The sequence below is a fragment of the Roseixanthobacter glucoisosaccharinicivorans genome, from assembly GCF_043195095.2.
Taxonomy (GTDB): domain Bacteria; phylum Pseudomonadota; class Alphaproteobacteria; order Rhizobiales; family Xanthobacteraceae; genus NCEH01.
Genome location: NZ_CM195538.1, coordinates 1,162,926 through 1,181,285, shown reverse-complemented (window position 1 = coordinate 1,181,285; position 18,360 = coordinate 1,162,926). Strand labels below are relative to the sequence as shown.

18 protein-coding genes are annotated in these 18,360 nt (G+C 65.0%); 13 read left to right on the top strand and 5 right to left on the bottom strand.

From position 1 onward, the window contains the following. The first annotated feature begins 24 nt into the window (after positions 1–24). The 8 genes from nifH to V5F78_RS05040 all read left to right on the top strand — a co-directional run bounded on the left by nifH (position 25) and on the right by V5F78_RS05040 (position 6,895). Positions 25–915, top strand: coding sequence for a nitrogenase iron protein (gene nifH / locus V5F78_RS05075; RefSeq protein ID WP_394066017.1), 891 nt, complete (start codon positions 25–27; stop codon positions 913–915). A 199-nt stretch (positions 916–1,114) separates the two neighbouring features. After that, complete coding sequence (locus V5F78_RS05070) at positions 1,115–1,807, top strand: nitrogen fixation protein NifQ (protein WP_394066873.1); 693 nt, start codon at positions 1,115–1,117, stop codon at positions 1,805–1,807. A gap of 23 nt (positions 1,808–1,830) precedes the next feature. After that, complete coding sequence (irr, locus tag V5F78_RS05065) at positions 1,831–2,331, top strand: Fur family transcriptional regulator Irr (protein ID WP_394066018.1); 501 nt, start codon at positions 1,831–1,833, stop codon at positions 2,329–2,331. 208 nt (positions 2,332–2,539) lie between these two features. After that, positions 2,540–2,890 carry a nitrogenase stabilizing/protective protein NifW gene (gene nifW, locus V5F78_RS05060; RefSeq protein WP_394066019.1) on the top strand — a complete coding sequence of 117 codons (351 nt, stop codon included), beginning with the start codon at positions 2,540–2,542 and terminating at the stop codon, positions 2,888–2,890. 335 nt (positions 2,891–3,225) lie between these two features. Continuing rightward, a complete protein-coding gene (locus V5F78_RS05055) occupies positions 3,226–4,071 on the top strand; it encodes an electron transfer flavoprotein subunit beta/FixA family protein (protein ID WP_394066020.1) in 846 nt (281 codons plus the stop codon). A 24-nt stretch (positions 4,072–4,095) separates the two neighbouring features. Beyond that, positions 4,096–5,202, top strand: coding sequence for an electron transfer flavoprotein subunit alpha/FixB family protein (locus tag V5F78_RS05050; protein WP_394066021.1), 1,107 nt, complete (start codon positions 4,096–4,098; stop codon positions 5,200–5,202). A gap of 14 nt (positions 5,203–5,216) precedes the next feature. After that, positions 5,217–6,524, top strand: coding sequence for an FAD-dependent oxidoreductase (locus V5F78_RS05045; RefSeq protein ID WP_394066022.1), 1,308 nt, complete (start codon positions 5,217–5,219; stop codon positions 6,522–6,524). A gap of 77 nt (positions 6,525–6,601) precedes the next feature. Beyond that, positions 6,602–6,895, top strand: coding sequence for a ferredoxin family protein (locus V5F78_RS05040; RefSeq protein ID WP_394066023.1), 294 nt, complete (start codon positions 6,602–6,604; stop codon positions 6,893–6,895). An 86-nt stretch (positions 6,896–6,981) separates the two neighbouring features. Here V5F78_RS05040 and V5F78_RS05035 read toward each other — a convergent pair whose 3' ends face one another. Continuing rightward, positions 6,982–7,380: an aegerolysin family protein gene (locus V5F78_RS05035; RefSeq protein WP_394066024.1), complete on the bottom strand. Its 399-nt coding sequence runs from the start codon at positions 7,378–7,380 to the stop codon at positions 6,982–6,984. Positions 7,381–8,177: 797 nt separating this feature from the next. Between V5F78_RS05035 and V5F78_RS05030 the strand changes: the two genes are divergently transcribed. The 5 genes from V5F78_RS05030 (at position 8,178) to V5F78_RS05010 (ending at position 14,372) form a co-directional block, all read left to right on the top strand. Then, entirely contained in the window at positions 8,178–8,651 is a 474-nt protein-coding gene (locus V5F78_RS05030; protein WP_394066025.1) for a formate dehydrogenase subunit gamma, read from the top strand. Next, entirely contained in the window at positions 8,648–10,210 is a 1,563-nt protein-coding gene (locus V5F78_RS05025; protein WP_394066026.1) for a formate dehydrogenase beta subunit, read from the top strand. Before V5F78_RS05030 ends, V5F78_RS05025 begins: the two co-directional genes overlap by 4 nt. A gap of 10 nt (positions 10,211–10,220) precedes the next feature. After that, positions 10,221–13,058, top strand: a complete 2,838-nt coding sequence (gene fdhF, locus V5F78_RS05020) for a formate dehydrogenase subunit alpha (RefSeq protein ID WP_394066027.1) — start codon at positions 10,221–10,223, stop codon at positions 13,056–13,058. Positions 13,059–13,288: 230 nt separating this feature from the next. Then, positions 13,289–14,143 (top strand): formate dehydrogenase accessory sulfurtransferase FdhD, encoded by an 855-nt coding sequence (gene fdhD / locus V5F78_RS05015; protein WP_394066028.1) that lies wholly within the window; start codon positions 13,289–13,291, stop codon positions 14,141–14,143. After that, positions 14,133–14,372, top strand: a complete 240-nt coding sequence (locus V5F78_RS05010) for a formate dehydrogenase subunit delta (protein ID WP_394066029.1) — start codon at positions 14,133–14,135, stop codon at positions 14,370–14,372. Before fdhD ends, V5F78_RS05010 begins: the two co-directional genes overlap by 11 nt. 3 nt (positions 14,373–14,375) lie before the next feature. On the opposite strand, the gene V5F78_RS05005 is transcribed toward V5F78_RS05010, so the two are convergent. From V5F78_RS05005 to V5F78_RS04990, 4 genes are all read right to left on the bottom strand, one after another. After that, positions 14,376–15,809, bottom strand: a complete 1,434-nt coding sequence (locus V5F78_RS05005) for an FAD-binding oxidoreductase (protein ID WP_394066030.1) — start codon at positions 15,807–15,809, stop codon at positions 14,376–14,378. Between the two features lie 49 nt (positions 15,810–15,858). After that, positions 15,859–17,052 (bottom strand): cation diffusion facilitator family transporter, encoded by a 1,194-nt coding sequence (locus V5F78_RS05000; protein ID WP_394066031.1) that lies wholly within the window; start codon positions 17,050–17,052, stop codon positions 15,859–15,861. 97 nt (positions 17,053–17,149) lie between these two features. Then, positions 17,150–17,929 (bottom strand): 3-oxoadipate enol-lactonase, encoded by a 780-nt coding sequence (pcaD, locus tag V5F78_RS04995; RefSeq protein ID WP_394066032.1) that lies wholly within the window; start codon positions 17,927–17,929, stop codon positions 17,150–17,152. A gap of 172 nt (positions 17,930–18,101) precedes the next feature. Next, positions 18,102–18,311 (bottom strand): DUF3126 family protein, encoded by a 210-nt coding sequence (locus tag V5F78_RS04990; protein WP_394013071.1) that lies wholly within the window; start codon positions 18,309–18,311, stop codon positions 18,102–18,104. Positions 18,312–18,360 lie beyond the last annotated feature (49 nt).

Here is an 18,360-nt window from a genome sequence, read left to right as displayed (position 1 = left end):
CAATCGGTTCGAAGGAAACCAATCATGTCGTCACTACGACAAATCGCATTTTACGGTAAGGGGGGCATCGGCAAGTCGACCACCTCCCAGAATACGCTGGCGGCGCTCGCCGAGATGGGACACAAGATCCTCATCGTCGGCTGCGATCCCAAGGCGGATTCCACGCGTCTGATCCTGCACGCCAAGGCGCAGGACACCATCCTCAGCCTCGCGGCTGCCGCCGGCAGCGTCGAGGATCTGGAACTCGAGGAAGTGATGAAGGTCGGCTATCGCGACATTCGTTGCGTGGAATCCGGTGGTCCCGAGCCCGGCGTCGGCTGCGCTGGCCGCGGCGTCATCACCTCCATCAACTTCCTGGAAGAAAACGGCGCCTACGAGGACATCGACTATGTGTCCTACGACGTGCTCGGCGACGTGGTGTGCGGCGGTTTTGCCATGCCCATCCGCGAGAACAAGGCCCAGGAAATCTACATCGTCATGTCCGGCGAGATGATGGCCATGTATGCGGCCAACAACATCTCCAAGGGCATTCTCAAATACGCCAATTCCGGCGGCGTGCGGTTGGGCGGGCTCGTCTGCAACGAGCGCCAGACCGACAAGGAGCTGGAACTGGCGGAAGCCATGGCGAAGAAGCTCGGCACGCATCTGATCTACTTCGTGCCGCGTGACAACATCGTGCAGCACGCCGAGCTGCGCCGCATGACCGTGCTCGAATACGCTCCGGACTCGGTGCAGGCGGGCCATTATCGCTCGCTGGCGACGAAGATCCATGCGAACGGCGGCAAGGGCATCATCCCGACCCCGATCACCATGGACGAGCTGGAAGACATGCTCATGGAGCACGGCATCATGAAGGCCGTGGACGAGAGCGTCGTCGGCAAGACCGCTGCCGAACTGGCTGCCATGTCCGCCTGAGGCCTGCACGTCTTAGCGAATACGATGCCGGCCCACGGGCCGGCATCTCCCCCAGATATCATGAGCCGGCGAAAACAATCGCCGCAACCGGGCCGGAGACAACCACAGGCGGGCTGCACGACGGCCTTTGGAGCGCACCGTGAGCCTTACCGCGACACGAGAGGATAGGATCGACCCAGCCCTCGGCTTTCTGCGGCCCCTGTCGCAGCTTGGGCGGACCCGCGATCAGCCCGAACATCCCGGCATTGCGGCTTATCGCATGCTGACCGGCGTGACGCCCGACACCGTCGTAGCCGAGGACGACATCGCCTTCGATCGGCACGTGCTGGCTTCGATCATCGCGGTGGCCGCGATGGAAGGCGCGCCGGTCGCGGAACGGGTTGGCCTCTCCCCCTGCGAACTCTCCGAACTCATGGACCAATGGTTCCCTCTGGCGCACCCGCGCACCGCAAGCTGGATTGCGCAGGGCGCGGCGCCGATGGAAGAAGAGGTAGCCATGGTGCGCGACCTCCTGCGCGCCAAGTGCTCCTCTCACGGCGACACCGGCCGATGGCTGGCCGCGATGATCGCCCGCCGCGCCATGGAGCCGAACCATCTTTGGGAAGACCTCGGACTGCGTGACCGCGCCGAACTCTCGCGCCTCATCGCCCGTCATTTCGCGCCGCTTGCCGAGCGCAACACCAACAACATGCGCTGGAAGCGGCTGTTCTATCGCATGCTCTGCGAGGACGACGGCTTCGTGATGTGCTCCACGCCGGTCTGCACCCAATGCAACGACTTCGCGCTCTGCTTCGGCGACGAGAGCGGGGAAAGCCGAATGGCGGACCGGCGCCGCTCGCTGGCCCTCGGGGCGGCATCCGAAACCGATCTCGCTTCGTCCCAACCCTCCTGATCATGGTGCGCCCGATGGAAGACATGCACGCCACCGCATCCTGCGAACCGACCGTCCTCGACCAGGATCTGGACCTGGAACTGAGGTTGATGTGGCGGCGGACCAAGCAGGAAGATCGGAACTGGGTCGATTGCGGCGGGATGCTGCGCCGCGCCGGCCTGCGGCCGACCCGCCAGCGGATCGTGCTGGGCCGCCTGCTGTTCTCCAAGGGTCACCGGCATATCACCGCCGGAATCCTGCACGAGGAGACGCAGAAGGCGCGCGTGCCCATGTCGCTCGCCACCGTCTACAACACGCTGAACCATTTCACCGAAGCGGGCCTGCTGAGGCGGATCGGCATCGACGGCGCCACCGCCTTCTATGATACGAACCCGAGCCAGCATCACCATTTCTATATCGAGGACGAGAACACGCTGTGCGACATTCCCGCCGACAGCGTGGTGATCGGCCGGCTGCCGGACATTCCGGAGGGATTTGAAGTCTCCGGCATTGATGTGGTGGTGCGGCTGCGCCGGCGGCTGTGACGGCGGTCTGGTTCGGCCAACCGGCCGGACCGCCCCGCATTGTCGCAAGCGCGACATCGCGCGACGTTTTTAAAACTTCAAAAAATCATGGACTTGCGTCACCCCGGTCGATTGGCACGCCGGTTGCCTTTTCAATCCCCGGCGCCCGCGTCCCGGCTGGGCGCGGCCACCGCGCCGCGTGGCTCAACATGTGCGAAGGAGACAGGCGATGAGCAGTTCCGCAGGATCGGTGAGCAATGCGCCCCGCGTGCTCGAAAACTTGAACAAAGCATCATCCGCCGAGGATTTCTTCACGCTGCTGGGGGTCGAATACGATCCTCTGGTGGTCAATGTGGCGCGCCTGCACATTCTGCGTCGCATGGGGCAATATCTCGTCAGCGAGGATTTCACCGGCCTGAGCGAAGAGGCCGTGACGCAGCGCTGCAAGGCGGTGCTGGAACAGGCCTATGCCGACTTCGTCGCCTCCTCCCCCATTGATCAACGGGTGTTCAAAGTGCTGAAGGACGCCGTGGCGCCGGCCAAGCCGAAGCCCATGGTCCAGCTGAACGTGCTCAAGTAATCGCATTTTAAAAACGACGTCTTCCGAACGTATCCGCCGGCCGCCTCCTCCGCATCAAGGACGGGGCGGCCGTTTGCGTATCGGCGGTGCCGAAGCGCACCGACAAACCCGATGGCAACGGCGATCCCACATCCGTCGTCCGGTCTCGCCGCCGGGCTGTCGTATTCCCGACGCGTTCGGCCCGCTTTTGTCAGCGCCCGCCGGCCCACCTTGCGACACACTCCGACCAATGTGCGCAACTTATTGAATTCGATCGGCAATTTATTTCTTTTCGCACTTGGTACGACACTTGCGTTTGTCTTCTTCGAACTGTCAGACATGCTCGGAGCAACCGAATGCACATCGTCGTCTGCATCAAGCAGGTTCCAGACTCGGCGCAGATCCGCGTCCACCCCGTGACGAACACCATCATGCGTCAGGGCGTGCCGACCATCATCAATCCCTACGATCTGTTCGCGCTTGAAGCGGCTTTGGCCCTGCGCGACACGTTCGGCGGCGAGGTCACTGTCCTCACCATGGGCCCGCCCTCGGCGGAAGACAGCCTGCGCAAGGCGCTCACCTTCGGCGCCGACCGCGCGGTGCTGCTGACCGACCGCTTCTTCGCCGGCGCCGATACACTCGCCACCACCTATGCGCTGGCGACCGCCGTGCGCAAGATCGGCGAGACCTTCGGCGCGCCGGACCTGATCTTCACCGGCAAGCAGACCATTGACGGCGACACCGCCCAGGTCGGTCCCGGCATCGCGAAAAGGCTCGGGCTGCTGCAGCTCACCTATGTGGCGAAGATCAATACGCTGGACCTGGAGGCGCGCACCATCGAGGCCGAGCGCCGCTCGGAAGGCGGCGTGCAGGTCCTCAAGACGCAGCTGCCGTGCCTCATCACCATGCTGGAAGCGACCAACGAGATCCGGCGCGGCGGCATGGAAGACGCCCTGCGGGCCGCGCGTGCCACCATCGTGAAATGGAGCGCGCAGGATGCCGGCGTGGAAGATATCGCCAAATGCGGCCTGCGGGGCTCGCCCACCATTGTGAAGCGCGTGTTCGCCCCGCCGCCGCGCGCGGAAAAGGTGGCGATGGTGGACTTTACCAGCCGCCCGCCCGCGGAGGCCCTGATCGAGGACATCTTCAAGCGCCAGCCCAAGCTCGAAGCCGAGCTTGGGACCTTGGCGCGCGGCTATTGAGCGAAGGACGAGGGAACCAAGGCGATGAGCGAACCAACCAAAGCGCCCGCCCCGGCCGCAGGCCGCGCGGCAACCAAGAAGGAGCTCCCCGAGCACTTCAAGGCCTATAAGCATGTGTGGGTGTTCATCGAACAGGAGCGCGGCGTCGTCCATCCGGTCTCCTGGGAATTGCTGGGCGCGGGGCGCATTCTCGCCGACAAGCTCAAGGTGGAGCTGGCGGCGGTGGTGATCGGCCCGGAGGGCGAGGCCACCCGCAGTGCCGCCGCCGAATCCTTCTGCTACGGCGCCGACCTCGCCTATGTGGTGGCGGACGACCTCCTCGCCGATTATCGCAACGAGGCCTATACCAAGGCGCTCACCGATGTGGTGAACACCTATAAGCCGGAAATCCTGCTGCTGGGCGCCACCACGCTCGGCCGCGACCTTGCCGGCTCGGTGGCGACCACGCTGCTCACCGGCCTTACCGCCGACTGCACCGAGCTGGACGTGGATGCCGACGGCTCGCTCGCGGCGACCCGGCCGACCTTCGGCGGCTCGCTTTTGTGCACCATCTACACGCTCAATTATCGCCCGCAGATGGCGACCGTGCGCCCCCGCGTCATGTCCATGCCCGAGCGCGTGGAGAAGATGGCGGGACGGATCATCACCCACCCCCTGGGCATGATCGAGGACGACATCGTCACCAAGGTGCTGTCCTTCATGCCCGATCGCGATTCCGCGAAGTCCAACCTCGCCTATGCCGACGTGGTGGTGGCGGGCGGCCTCGGCCTCGGATCGCCGGAGAATTTCCAGCTGGTGCGCCAGCTCGCCGGCGTGCTTGGCGCGGAATATGGCTGCTCGCGCCCTCTGGTACAGAAGGGCTGGGTCACCTCCGACCGGCAGATCGGCCAGACCGGCAAGACCATCCGGCCGAAGCTCTACATCGCCGCCGGCATTTCCGGGGCGATCCAGCATCGCGTGGGCGTGGAGGGGGCGGACATGATCGTCGCCATCAATACCGACCCCAACGCGCCGATCTTCCAATTCGCCCATGTGGGCATCGTCACCGACGCGATCCGGCTCCTGCCGGCGCTGACCGAGGCTTTTCGTGCCCGCCTGTCGCCCCATTCGCGCGACCGGATCGCAAGCTGAAGGAGGAGCGTGCCATGATCGAGGAAAAATTTGACGCGATCGTCGTTGGCGCGGGCATGGCGGGCAATGCCGCCGCCCTCACCCTCGCCCAGCGTGGATTAAAGGTGCTGCAGCTGGAGCGCGGGGAATATTCCGGCTCCAAGAACGTGCAGGGCGCCATTCTCTATGCCGACATGCTGGAGAAGCTCATCCCCGAATTCCGCGAGGAGGCGCCGCTGGAGCGCCATCTCGTGGAACAGCGCTTCTGGATGATGGACGACCGCTCGCACACCGGCCTTCACTACAAGTCGGACGAGTTCAACGAGGAAAAGCCGAACCGCTACACCATCATCCGCGCCCAGTTCGACAAATGGTTCTCCTCCAAGGTGAAGGAGGCCGGCGCCGTCGTGCTGTGCGAGACCACGGTGACGGAACTGGTGCAGGATGCCTATGGCAAGGTGATCGGCGTGCGCACCGATCGCAAGGGCGGACAGATCCATGCCGATGTGGTGGTGCTGGCCGAGGGCGTGAACGGCCTGCTCGGCACCCGTTCGGGACTGCGCGAGCGTCCGAAGCCGGACAATGTGGCCCTTGCGGTGAAGGAAATGCACTTCCTGCCGCGCGAGACCATCGAGGCGCGCTTCAATCTGAAGGGCGACGAAGGCACCGTGATCGAGGCCGTCGGCACCATCTCCCGCGGCATGACGGGCATGGGCTTCATCTATGCCAACAAGGAATGCGTCTCGCTCGGCATCGGTTGCCTGGTGGCGGATTTCCAGAAATCCGGCGAGACCCCCTATGGCCTGCTGGAGCGCTTCAAGAACCATCCCTCGGTGGCGCCGCTGATCGAGGGCTCGGAAGTGAAGGAATATTCCGCCCACCTCATTCCCGAGGGCGGGTACAAGGCGATCCCGAAGCTCTATGGCGACGGCTGGGTGGTGGTGGGGGACGCGGCCCAGCTCAACAACGCCATCCATCGCGAAGGCTCGAACCTCGCCATGACTTCCGGACGCATCGCCGCCGAAGCGATCTTTCAGATCAAGTCGCGACGCGAGCCCATGACGGCAAAGAATCTCGCGCTGTACAAGACGCTGCTGGATGATTCCTTCGTCATCAAGGATCTAAAGAAATACAAGGATATGCCCGCGCTGATGCATGTCCAGTCGCAGAACTTCTTCCTCACCTATCCCCAGCTCGTCTCAAAGGCGATGCAGAACTTCGTGCGCGTCGACGGCACGCCGAAGATCGAAAAAGAGAAGATGACGCTGCGTTCCTTCGTGGCCGCCCGTTCCTGGGCCGGCCTGTTCGGCGACGCGTTCCGCTTCGCCCGCGCCTGGCGCTGAAGATTGCGGGGCATGGGCCGCACCCCATGCCCCGGCCTCAAACCGCACCGACACCCTCAAACCCTGGAGTTGGAACGATGAGCGATCCGTCCGTCCGCGTCGAAGACAAGCTGTTCTACAATCGCTATCTGGTGGATGCCGGCCGCGCCCATATCAAGGTGCGTCCCCATACCGTGCCGCCGGCGCCGCTGCTGGCCCTGCTGAAGGCTTGCCCGGCCCGCTGCTACGATCTGACCGAAAGCGGCCAGGTGGAAGTGACTGTGGACGGTTGCGTGGAATGCGGCACCTGCCGTGTGATTGCGGAGCCCACTGGCGATATCGAATGGAGCTATCCCCGCGGCGGCTACGGCGTTCTGTTCAAGTTCGGCTGAACCCGTCTCGCCCATCGCACAGGCTTACAACCGGCCGCACCTGAGCGCGGCCGGCCGGGAAAGTGTCGCTTTGATCGGCGGCGGGATCAGCCGAGATAGGCGACCTTGATCGTGATGTTGCCCAGGGCGCCGCTGTTGAGATTGGCGCCGGTCTGCTGGCCGATATAGGCGTCGGAGCCGGGCGTCCAGGTGGACGTATTGGTCTTGCTGCCCCACGGGCAATCCCAGTAATAATTGCCGATGTTCTTGTCGCCATCATAGAGATCGAAGCTGCCTTCAGTGCCGGACGAGGCGTTCTCGCGGCCGCAGGCGCCGAACGTGTAGCTATCGCCCGGCTTGATGACCTTGCCTTCCAGCTTGTCGGGGCTGATTTCGTTATCCTTGCTCCCGATATAGAATTTTCCCCATTGATGGACGACGTTCTTCAGCATCACCGAACAATTGACGGCCTTGATGGTGAATTCAGCCCATTGAGCGTAAGCCATCGTTTTCTCCCCTATTTTTTTTGAAAGCAATCCTCGCGTGGTTCGCCTGCGTTCAGCTCGCGCGGCATCCGTCCGCATTTGTGCGGACACGCGAAACCCAAAGCAGAGAGATAGAAACTTCAGCTGAGGCCAGGCTCAATTGCCCGCCTCACGCCTCCGTTCGCATCCGACGAAACGCGGTGACGATGCGAACATTACTACAACCTATACGGGTATCAATATGTTTTTTGACTTTAAAATTGCACATCTGAGATATGCCACCTGATGGCCCCATGCCCGGCGCTCCGGAATAGGATCTGGCTGAAGCCCCTGGCGATCGCGCGCGACCTGTTTTCGGCCCGTGGACAGGCCCCGGCGCCATGGCCGAGCCCTGGAATAGGTCCTGCTCGCGATCAATCCGAGCCGCGTGCAGCAAAACCCATTATTTTCAGATACTTCGTCCTTTCCCTGAGACTTGAATAAACGGGAAGCGCACCAATGCCGGCCTCTTCAGCGAGCCGCGCACGGCACTCGGCGCATGCTGCACTGCACCATCCATGCGCGAGACAGGGGTGCGCCGAGGGGGTTTAGATAGAGAACGACAATCAATATACCGAGAACAAACCCGCTGTCCGGACGAGGGGGCGAGCCACAATTGAGCGTTTGCAAGACATGTCCGGATTTTGCGAGCTGTTTTCGATAGAGATGTTCTATCGCAACATCCCACAGCTCGCTTGATCTGCCGCGACAACGTGCCATTCTTTCTGGAATCGTAACAAGGAAACCGCCTCCAGCGGGCCAGGGAAGGGTGTTTGCCGATGGTCGGCTACGAATCGTGGAGCGCGGAACGCGCGTCCGAGATCATCTCCTCGCACCGGCATATGGACGGCGCCACCATGCCGATCCTGCATGCCATTCAGGAGACGTTCGGCTTCGTGCCCGAGCCCGTCGTGCCGATGATCGCCGAGAGCCTGAACCTCTCGCGCGCCGAGGTCCATGGCGTGGTCACCTTCTATCATGACTTCCGCCGCGAACCGCCGGGCCGCCATGTGTTGAAGCTCTGCGCGGCGGAAGCCTGCCAATCCATGGGCTCGGACAAGCTCGCCGAATATGCCCAGGAACGCCTTGGTGTCGCCATGGGCGAAACATCGACCGACGGCCGCGTGACGCTGGAGCCGATCTATTGCCTCGGCCTGTGCGCCTGCGCGCCCTCGGCCATGATCGACGGCCGCCTGGTCGGCCGCCTCGACCGCGAAACCATTGACGAACTGGTCGCGGAGACCGACCGATGAGCAGCCCCCGCATTTTCGTCCCCAACGACGCCACCGCCGTCGCCTGCGGCGCCGACCGCATCGCCCGTAAGCTGCAGGACGCCTTCGCGGCACGCGGCCTTTCGGTGGAGATCGTGCGCAACGGCTCGCGCGGCCTGTTCTGGCTGGAGCCCCTGCTGGAGGTGGAGACCCCCGCCGGCCGCGTCGGCTATGGCCCGGTGAAGCCGTCCGACGTGGACGCGCTTCTCGATGCCGGCCTGCTGGAGGGCGCCGCCCACCCGCTCAATCTCGGGCTGGTGGAAGAGATCCCCTATCTCAAGAAGCAGACCCGCCTCACCTTCGCCCGCTGCGGCATCATCGATCCGCTCTCGCTGGAGGATTACAAGGCCCACGGTGGCTATCGCGGCCTGGCCAAAGCGGTGGAAATCGGTCCGTCCGCAACGGTGGAAGAGGTGTTCCTCTCCGGCCTGCGCGGGCGCGGCGGCGCGGGCTTCCCCACCGGCATCAAGTGGCGCACCGTCGCCGCCGCCCCGGCGGACCAGCGCTACATCGTCTGCAATGCGGACGAAGGCGATAGCGGCACCTTCGCCGACCGCCTGATCATGGAAGCCGACCCGTTCTGCCTGATCGAGGGCATGACCATCGCCGGTCTCGCGGTGGGCGCGACCAAGGGCTTCGTCTATTGCCGGTCGGAATATCCGCTGTCTTTGGCGGTGATGGAAAAGGCCATCGCCATCGCCCGCGCCAACGGCCTGCTCGGCAAGAATGTTGCCGGGTCGGGTTATGATTTCGACATGGAAATGCGCATGGGCGCCGGCGCCTATGTGTGCGGTGAGGAAACCGCTTTGCTCGACAGCCTGGAAGGCAAGCGCGGCGTGGTGCGCGCGAAGCCTCCACTGCCGGCCCACAAGGGCCTGTTCGGCAAGCCCACGGTCATCAACAACCTGATCTCGCTCGCCACCGTCCCGGTGATCCTGGACAAGGGCGGCCAGTTCTATCGCGACTTCGGCATGGGCCGCTCGCGCGGCACGATGCCAATCCAGCTCGCGGGCAACATCAAGTTCGGCGGCCTGTTCGAAACCGCCTTCGGCATCTCGCTCGGCGAATTGGTGAACGACATTGGCGGCGGCACGGCGTCCGGCCGTCCCGTGCGGGCGGTGCAGGCGGGCGGCCCGCTCGGCGCCTATATGCCGGTGTCGCAGTTCGACACGCCGTTCGACTATGAGGCCTTCGCGGCCAAGGACGCGCTCATCGGCCATGGCGGCATCGTGGTGTTCGACGACACGGTGGACATGGCCCACATGGCGAAGTTCGCCATGGAGTTCTGCTCGCACGAGAGCTGCGGCAAGTGCACCCCCTGCCGCATCGGCTCCACGCGCGGCGTGGAGACCCTCGACAAGATCATCAAGGGCGATCGGCGCGAGGCCAATCTCGCCATTCTGACCGACCTTTGCCACACGATGAAGCTCGGCTCGCTCTGCGCCCTCGGCGGGTTCACGCCCTATCCCGTCATCAGCGCACTCACCCATTTCCCGGAAGATTTCGGCGTGTCGCCGAAATTGCCCGCGGCTGCGGAATAGGAGGAACTCAATGTCCCTCGTGCATGAAATCGACTACGGCACGCCCCGCTCCAAGTCCGAGAAGCTGGTTTCGCTCGTCATCGACGGCATGAAGGTGCAGGTGCCGGAAGGCACCTCCATCATGCGCGCGGCCATGGAGATCGGGAACCAGATCCCCAAGCTCTGCGCCACCGACATGCTGGACGCCTTCGGCTCCTGCCGGCTCTGCCTGGTGGAGATCGAGGGCCGCAACGGCACCCCGGCTTCCTGCACCACGCCGGTGGCGGAAGGCATCGTGGTGAAGACCCAGACCGAGCGGCTGAAACAGATCCGCAAGGGCGTGATGGAGCTCTATATCTCCGACCACCCGCTGGATTGCCTGACCTGCTCCGCCAACGGCGATTGCGAGCTGCAGGACATGGCCGGCGTGGTCGGCCTGCGCGACGTGCGCTACGGCTATGAGGGCGAGAACCACACCAAGCTGGGCAAGGACGAGTCCAACCCCTATTTCACTTACGAACAGTCGAAGTGCATCGTCTGCAACCGCTGCGTGCGCGCCTGCGAGGAAGTGCAGGGCACGTTCGCGCTGACGATTTCCGGCCGCGGCTTCGGCTCGCGCGTGTCGCCGGGCATGAACGAGACCTTCCTTTCGTCCGAGTGCGTGTCGTGCGGCGCCTGCGTGCAGGCCTGCCCCACTGCGACCTTGAACGAAAAGGCCATGTACGACATCGGCACGCCCGAGCATTCGCTGGTGACAACCTGCGCCTATTGCGGCGTCGGCTGCACCTTCAAGGCGGAGATGCGCGGCGACGAGCTGGTGCGCATGGTGCCCTATAAGGACGGCAAGGCGAACCGCGGCCATTCCTGCGTGAAGGGCCGCTTCGCCTATGGCTATGCGACCCACAAGGAACGCATCCTCAAGCCCATGATCCGCTCCTCCATCCACGAGCCGTGGAAGGAAGTGAGCTATGAGGAGGCGATCCAATACGCCGCCTCCGAGTTCAAGCGCATCCAGGAGAAGTACGGCCGCCGCGCGGTGGGCGGCATCACCTCCTCGCGCTGCACCAATGAAGAGACCTATCTGGTCCAGAAGCTGATCCGCGGCGCCTTCGGCAACAACAATGTCGATACCTGCGCCCGCGTCTGCCACTCGCCCACGGGCTACGGCCTCTCCCAGACCTACGGCACCTCCGCCGGCACGCAGGACTTCGATTCCATCGAAGAGACCGACGTGATCCTGGTGATCGGCGCCAACCCGACCGACGGCCATCCCGTGTTCGGCTCGCGCATGAAGAAGCGCCTGCGCGAAGGCGCGAAGCTGATCGTCGCCGACCCGCGCAAGATCGACCTCGTGCGCACGCCCCATGTGCAGGCGGACTTCCATCTGCCGCTGCGCCCGGGCACCAACGTGGCTCTGGTCACGGCGCTCGCCCATGTGGTGGTCACCGAAGGGCTGATGAACGAGCAGTTCATCCGCGAGCGCTGCGATTGGGACGAGTTCCAGGAATGGGCGGCTTTCGTCGCCGACGAGCGCCACAGCCCGGAAGCGGTCGCCAAATACACCGGCGTCGATCCCCAGGACGTGCGCAAGGCCGCGCGCCTCTATGCCACCGGCGGCAATGCGGCGATCTATTACGGCCTCGGCGTAACCGAGCATTCCCAGGGCTCCACCACGGTGATGGCGATCGCCAACCTCGCCATGGCGACCGGCAATGTCGGCCGCAACGGCGTGGGCGTGAACCCGCTGCGCGGCCAGAACAATGTGCAGGGCGCATGCGACATGGGCTCCTTCCCCCATGAGCTGTCCGGCTATCGCCACGTCTCCGACGACGCCACCCGCGCGCTGTTCGAGAGCCTGTGGGGCGTGAAGCTGGATGCCGAGCCCGGCCTGCGCATTCCCAACATGTTCGATGCCGCCGTCGATGGCACGTTCAAGGGCATGTATGTGCAGGGCGAGGACATCCTCCAGTCCGACCCCGACACCCGCCACGTCTCGGCCGGCCTCGGCGCGCTGGAATGCCTGGTCGTGCAGGATCTGTTCCTGAACGAGACGGCGAACTACGCCCACGTCTTCCTGCCCGGCTGCTCGTTCCTGGAGAAGGACGGCACCTTCACCAATGCGGAGCGCCGCATCCAGCGCATCCGCAAGGTGATGGCCCCCAAGAACGGCTATGCCGATTGGGAAGTCACCGTCATGCTCTCCGAGGCGCTCGGCTATCCCATGGATTACAGCCATCCCGGCGAGATCATGGACGAGATCGCCCGCCTGACCCCCACCTTCACGGGCGTCAGCTACAAGAAGCTGGACGAATTGGGCTCGGTGCAGTGGCCGTGCAATGAGAAGGCGCCGGAAGGCACCCCGATCATGCATATCGACGGCTTCGTGCGCGGCAAGGGCAAGTTTGTGCTCACCGAATATGTGGCCACCGACGAGCGCACCGGCCCGCTGTTCCCGCTGCTGCTCACCACCGGGCGCATCCTGTCGCAATACAATGTCGGCGCGCAGACCCGCCGCACGGAGAATGTTGCCTGGCATCCGGAAGACGTGCTGGAAATCCACCCGCACGATGCCGAGAACCGCGGCATTCGCGACGGCGATTTCGTGAAGCTGGAAAGCCGCGCCGGTGGCACCTCCCTGCGCGCGGTGATCAGCGAGCGCATGCAGCCCGGCGTGGTCTACACCACCTTCCACCATCCGGTGACGCAGGCGAACGTGGTGACCACGGACTTCTCCGACTGGGCCACCAATTGCCCGGAATACAAGGTGACGGCCGTGCAGGTCGCCCCCTCCAACGGGCCGAGCGCCTGGCAGGAAGAGTATGAAGAACTCTCCCGCCAGAGCCGTCGCATCGCCGAAGCGGCGGAGTGAGATGAAGGCCGGCGCCGCCCCGCGCCCTTCCCGCCTGGACCCAGGCCCCTCTCCCGTACGCGGGCGAGGGCTGGGACGAGGAACATCGGGCGTCGGGTCGTGGGCGTTTGCCGGCCGTTCCGTCCTCGCATGCGCTTGCAAGCGGGGCAAGGTGCCCATGGCGGGGCCGCACTTGAATGCGGGCGCGTTCGGCACAACCTTGATGGCAGCAACACCCGGTGGCGCGCCTCATGGATGAGATGTCCGAAATCCCCGATTTTCCCGAGCCTGTGCGGCGTGTGAGCCGCGACGTGTGGCGTCTGGATGGCGTCACGGTTGCGGAACGCGCGGTGCCCGAGGAAACGCCGGTGGCCCTCACCTATAACGGCACCACCCATGCCGTGATGATGGCGAGCCCGCTCGACATCGCTGACTTTGCTCTCGGCTTCTCGCTCACCGAGGGGATCATCTCCAGCCCGGCGGACATTCTCAGCCTCGACGTGATCGCCGTGGAAGACGGCATCGAGGCGCGGATGTGGATCGCCGAGGAGAAGGCCGCCGTGCTCGGCGCCCGCCGCCGCGCCATGGCGGGGCCGACCGGCTGCGGCCTGTGCGGGGTGGAGAGCCTTGCCGAAGCCATCAAGCCCGCCGCGCAGGTCACCGCGCGCCCGGTCTTCTCAGCCGCCCTGGTGCTGGAGGCCATGGCCACGCTGGCGCCCGCCCAGACGCTCAACCATGAGACCCGCGCGGTGCATGCCGCCGGCTATTTCGAGCCGGGGCGCGGCCTGCTCGCCGTGTGCGAGGACGTCGGCCGCCACAATGCCCTCGACAAGCTGGTGGGCAAGGTGGTGAAGCTCGATGCCGATCCCGCCCACGGCATGGTTCTGCTGACGAGCCGCGTTTCCATCGAGATGGTGCAGAAGGCCGCCGTGCTGGGCACGCCGGTCATCGCCGCCGTCTCTGCCCCCACATCCCTCGCCATCCGTACCGCGCAGGCGGCCGGCATCACGCTGGCCGCCATCGTGCGCGGCGACGGGTTTGAACTCTTCACCCATCCCGAGCGCATCGACCTCGGGTCATCCTCACGGCACGCACATGTCGCATAGCACCAGCACCAACGACCGCCTCGTCTATATGGCGAACCAGATCGCGACCGCCTTTTCCACCCAGCAGCATGCGGCGGCGGTCGCCTCCACGCGCGAGCACATCCACAAGTTCTGGGATCCGCGCATGCGCTCGAAGATCTTCGAACATCTGGATCATGGCGGCGAAGGCCTCTCTCCGATCGCGAAGGAAGCCCTGGAAAGCCTGCGCGGCACGTCCGTCGCGGCCTGAGGCTCAGGCTGAAGGATCGCGCGCGGGATCGACCATGGCGCCGGCATTCATGAGGCCGGCCGGGTCAAAGGCCGACTTCACCCGCCCCATGAGCGCGCGGCGGACAGGGTCGCCATAGCGCTCCAGCAGGTCCCGCTTAAGCCGGCCGATGCCATATTCGGCGCTGAAGCTGCCGCCCAGCGCGGCAGCGATGGCATAAAGGTCGTGTGCGAGGCCCGCCTCGATCTTCCGGGTGAAGGCCAGCCGGTCCTCGCCCTGCGGCACGACGATATTGTAGTGAATATTGCCGTCGCCCACATGGCCGTACACCGATAGCATCAACGCGGGATCATAAGCCGCCACCGCCGCGCCGCCCTGCTCCAGGAAGGCGTCGAGAGCGGAGATCGGCACCGAGATATCGTGCTTCACCGATCCGCCGGCGTGCTTCTCGCCCTCGGGAATGGTCTCGCGCACCGCCCACATGTCGGCGCGCTGGCGCTCGGACTGGGCGAGGAGCGCATCCTCCACCCATCCTTTTTCCATCAGTGCTTCCAGCGTTCCCATGAGAATTTCATCCAGCGGAACCCGCCGGGATGAAGACGAGACCTCCAGCAGAACCGCCCCGCCGCTGCCCGTGGTCAGATTGACCTCGCCGGGCTTCAGCGCCGCCACCAGCGCCACCGAATTGGCGGTGATGAATTCGAACGAGGAGATGAGGTCCGCCGTCTCGCGCCGCACTTCCGCGAGCATCTGCGGCAGCGGCGCGCCCTTGGCGAGTTGCAGCCAGGCGGTCGCGGTGAGCACCTGTTCGGGGCACAGCTTCAGCACAACGCCGGTGACGATGCCGAGCGTACCCTCCCCGCCGATGAACATCTGCTTGAGGTCGTAGCCCACATTGTTCTTGCGCAGCGCGCGCATGTCGCCGAGCAGGCTGCCGTCGGGCAGCACGGCTTCGAGGCCAAGCACCAGGTCCCGCGTCATGCCGTAGCGCAGCACAGAAAGGCCACCGGCATTGGTGCCCACATTGCCGCCCAGCCGGCAGCTGCCTTCCGAACCGAGGCTCAGCGGCAGCATGAGGCCCGCCTCTTGTGCCGCCCGCTGCGCATCGGCGAGGATCACGCCAGCATCGGCGGACAGGGTGAAGCCGAGCGGGTCCACCGCGCGGATGCGGTTCATGCGCTCCAGGCTCACCACCAATTGGCGGCCCGTCTGGTCCGGGGTCGCCCCACCCACATAGCTGGTGTTGCCGCCCTGGGGCACGAGGCCGAAGCCGAGTTGCGCGGCCAGGCGCACCAGGCCTTGCACCTCTTCGGTGGTGCGCGGCCGCAGCACCGCCGGCGTGTCGCCGCGGATCAGCTGGCGATGGTCCACCACATAAGGGGCGATGAAATCCGCCGCGGTCATCACGCCGGCTTCGCCGAGCAGTGCACGAAAATCGGCAAGGCCGTCAGTGGTCATGGGTCCGCCTTTCCGGCTGGTTTCGTCCATAGGGCCGCGCGGGCCCGCCTTAGATCACATGGGCGGGCGCGAGGGCGCAGGGAATGGTGCCGTTCTCCACCTGAATCGCCGCATGGCCGATGTTGAACCGCGCCTTCAGCGCAGCGCAGGTTTCGGCGAGAAAGACATCGTCCAGCGGTGCGTCGGGGCGCACCAGATGGACGGTGAGCGCGCAATCGGTGGTGCTGAGTGCCCAGATATGCAGGTCATGCACCTCGCTGACGCCGGGGCGGGCAGCGAGGAAGGCCGCGACGGCGTCATGGTCGATCCCACTCGGCACCACATCCATGGCGAGGTTCACGCTGTCGCGCAGCAGCGCCCATGTGCCTGCGATGATCGCGGCCGCGATAATGAGGCTCACCACCGGATCCAGCCACAGCCAGCCGGTGACGGCGATGACTGCCGCCGCCACCACCACGCCCAGCGAGACGGCGGCATCGGCGATCAAATGCACGAAGGCGCCGCGCACATTGAGGTCATTCTTGCGGTCGGCCATGAACAGCATGGCGGTGCCGAAATTCACACCGATGCCCACCAGCGCGACGATCATCACGACGCCGGTCTGGATCGGCGCGGGATCGCCGAAGCGCCCGATTGCCTCGATGATGATGCCGCCGGTGCCGAGCAGCAGGATCATGGCATTGGCGAGCGCGGCAAGAATGGAGGACCGGCCATAGCCGAACGTGCGGCGCGGGCTCGGCGCGCGGCGCGAGAGCCATGCGGCGCCCCACGCGAGCAGCAGGCCGAGCACGTCGGACAGATTGTGGCCCGCGTCCGCCAGCAAAGCGAGCGAGCCGGACAGCAGGCCGAAGATGGCCTCGATGATCACGAAGCCGAAATTCACCGAGGCGCCGATGGCGAACGCCCGAAGCGAGCTCGGCACCGCATGGGCGTGATTGTGCCCGCCATGGCCATGGCTGTGGCCGGAATGATCGTGGCCCGAATGGCTGCCTTCGCCCGCGCCGTGGTCGTGATCCTCGTGGCCATGATCGTCATGCGTTGCGTGGTCGTGCAGCGCGGTGTCCCCGCGCTTCGCCGCCGGCGCGGCATGGGCATGGCCGGTGCCGTGGTCGTGGCCGGCATGGTTGTGGCTGGCGTGATTGTGGTTCTCATGCCCCGGTGGGAAAACGGGCTGGGATGCCTCTTCGGATGCCGTACCGGGTGTAGGTTTGCCGTCGTGCTGGTCTTGCCCCTGTGCCGTCATGGTGGGCTCCTTGCCGCGGTCGCGAAACTGACGGCCGCCTAGATACCATCGTGCACGGTCTCGCGCGCCCCTCGGCGCAATAAAATAGGGCCAGACCTCAGCTGAGGAAGCCGAGCACCTCGCGCGCGAAATCCGCAGGCAGCTCGATTGCCGACATATGGCCTGCGTCGAGCTTCACCAGCTCCGCACCGGGAATATGGGCGGCGATCAGTTCCCCCCATTCGGGCGGGGTCGAGCGATCCTGAAGGCCCGCGATCACCAGGCAGGGCGTCTTGATGTGCGGCAGGCCGTGGCGGAAATCCATGTCGCGCATGGCGCAGCTCGTGCCCATGTAGCCACCTGGCGCCGTGTGCACGATCATCTCGCGCACCTTTGCCACCTGGTCGGGGTGGGCCGCGCGAAACTTCGGCGTGAACCAGCTGTCGATCACGGCATCGGCGATGGGCGCTGTGCCGGTGCGGCGCACGGCCTTGATGCGCCCTTCCCACATGCGATGGGGGCCGGCATGGGCGGTGGTGTTGGCGAGCACGGCGCGCTTCAGGCGCTGCGGGGCGTTGAGCGCCAGCCATTGCCCCACCATGCCGCCGAGCGAGAGGCCGCAATAGTTCACCGGTTCGGAAACATCGAGACGGTCGAGGATGTTGAGAAGATCGCGGCCGAAATCGCCCATGGCATAGACCGCGTCGGGCGCGCTGGACTGGCCATGGCCGCGTGCGTCATAGCGGATGACGCGGAAATGGGGCGTGAGATGGGGCACGAGCGCGTCCCACATCTCCAGCGTGGTGCCCAGCGAATGGGCGAGGACCAAGGGCGGCGCGCCCTCATTGCCCTCAACCTGAACCCGGAAACGCTCACCTGCAATATCGAGGACGGACACGGGACCCCCGGTCGGCATTCTGTATACGACGCCGGTTTAAAGCCTTGCCGGCAATTGGCAAGGTCGATGGGCGGGAAAGCGCCCCCAATCGCGCCGAAAACACCCTCCAGCCGGGCCGGAGGGTGGAAGAGCCGATCGAGAAGGACCGGCCGGCAGGCGGTCGCGCCGAAACTCAGTCGAGGTCGGCTTCCAGGATGGCCATCTGGAAATTGTAGGAGAGGTCGCCGTCCTCTTCGTCCTTGAACAGGACGCCGATGAATTCGTCGCCAAGATAGACTTCGGCCGAATCGGTCTTCTTCGGGCGCGCCGTCACCTTGATCTGCGGATTGCCGAACAGGGTGCGCATGTAGCGCTGCACGCGCTCGAGTTCCGTTTTATCCAAGTGTCTTCCTCCAAGGGTCGAATGGCCGCCCGGGGACGGCCACGAAAGC

What these genes read in the sequence shown, in the direction of transcription:
- nifW (WP_394066019.1), top strand. Translation starts at nt 2,540, where the DNA reads ATGAGCAGTTCCGCAGGATCGGTGAGCAATGCGCCCCGCGTGCTCGAA.
- V5F78_RS05045 (WP_394066022.1), top strand. Translation starts at nt 5,217, where the DNA reads ATGATCGAGGAAAAATTTGACGCGATCGTCGTTGGCGCGGGCATGGCG.
- fdhD (WP_394066028.1), top strand. Translation starts at nt 13,289, where the DNA reads ATGGATGAGATGTCCGAAATCCCCGATTTTCCCGAGCCTGTGCGGCGT.
- irr (WP_394066018.1), top strand. Translation starts at nt 1,831, where the DNA reads ATGCACGCCACCGCATCCTGCGAACCGACCGTCCTCGACCAGGATCTG.
- V5F78_RS05035 (WP_394066024.1), bottom strand. Translation starts at nt 7,380, where the DNA reads ATGGCTTACGCTCAATGGGCTGAATTCACCATCAAGGCCGTCAATTGT.
- V5F78_RS05025 (WP_394066026.1), top strand. Translation starts at nt 8,648, where the DNA reads ATGAGCAGCCCCCGCATTTTCGTCCCCAACGACGCCACCGCCGTCGCC.
- V5F78_RS05050 (WP_394066021.1), top strand. Translation starts at nt 4,096, where the DNA reads ATGAGCGAACCAACCAAAGCGCCCGCCCCGGCCGCAGGCCGCGCGGCA.
- V5F78_RS05010 (WP_394066029.1), top strand. Translation starts at nt 14,133, where the DNA reads ATGTCGCATAGCACCAGCACCAACGACCGCCTCGTCTATATGGCGAAC.
- fdhF (WP_394066027.1), top strand. Translation starts at nt 10,221, where the DNA reads ATGTCCCTCGTGCATGAAATCGACTACGGCACGCCCCGCTCCAAGTCC.
- V5F78_RS05040 (WP_394066023.1), top strand. Translation starts at nt 6,602, where the DNA reads ATGAGCGATCCGTCCGTCCGCGTCGAAGACAAGCTGTTCTACAATCGC.
- nifH (WP_394066017.1), top strand. Translation starts at nt 25, where the DNA reads ATGTCGTCACTACGACAAATCGCATTTTACGGTAAGGGGGGCATCGGC.
- V5F78_RS05055 (WP_394066020.1), top strand. Translation starts at nt 3,226, where the DNA reads ATGCACATCGTCGTCTGCATCAAGCAGGTTCCAGACTCGGCGCAGATC.
- V5F78_RS05000 (WP_394066031.1), bottom strand. Translation starts at nt 17,052, where the DNA reads ATGACGGCACAGGGGCAAGACCAGCACGACGGCAAACCTACACCCGGT.
- V5F78_RS05005 (WP_394066030.1), bottom strand. Translation starts at nt 15,809, where the DNA reads ATGACCACTGACGGCCTTGCCGATTTTCGTGCACTGCTCGGCGAAGCC.
- V5F78_RS05030 (WP_394066025.1), top strand. Translation starts at nt 8,178, where the DNA reads ATGGTCGGCTACGAATCGTGGAGCGCGGAACGCGCGTCCGAGATCATC.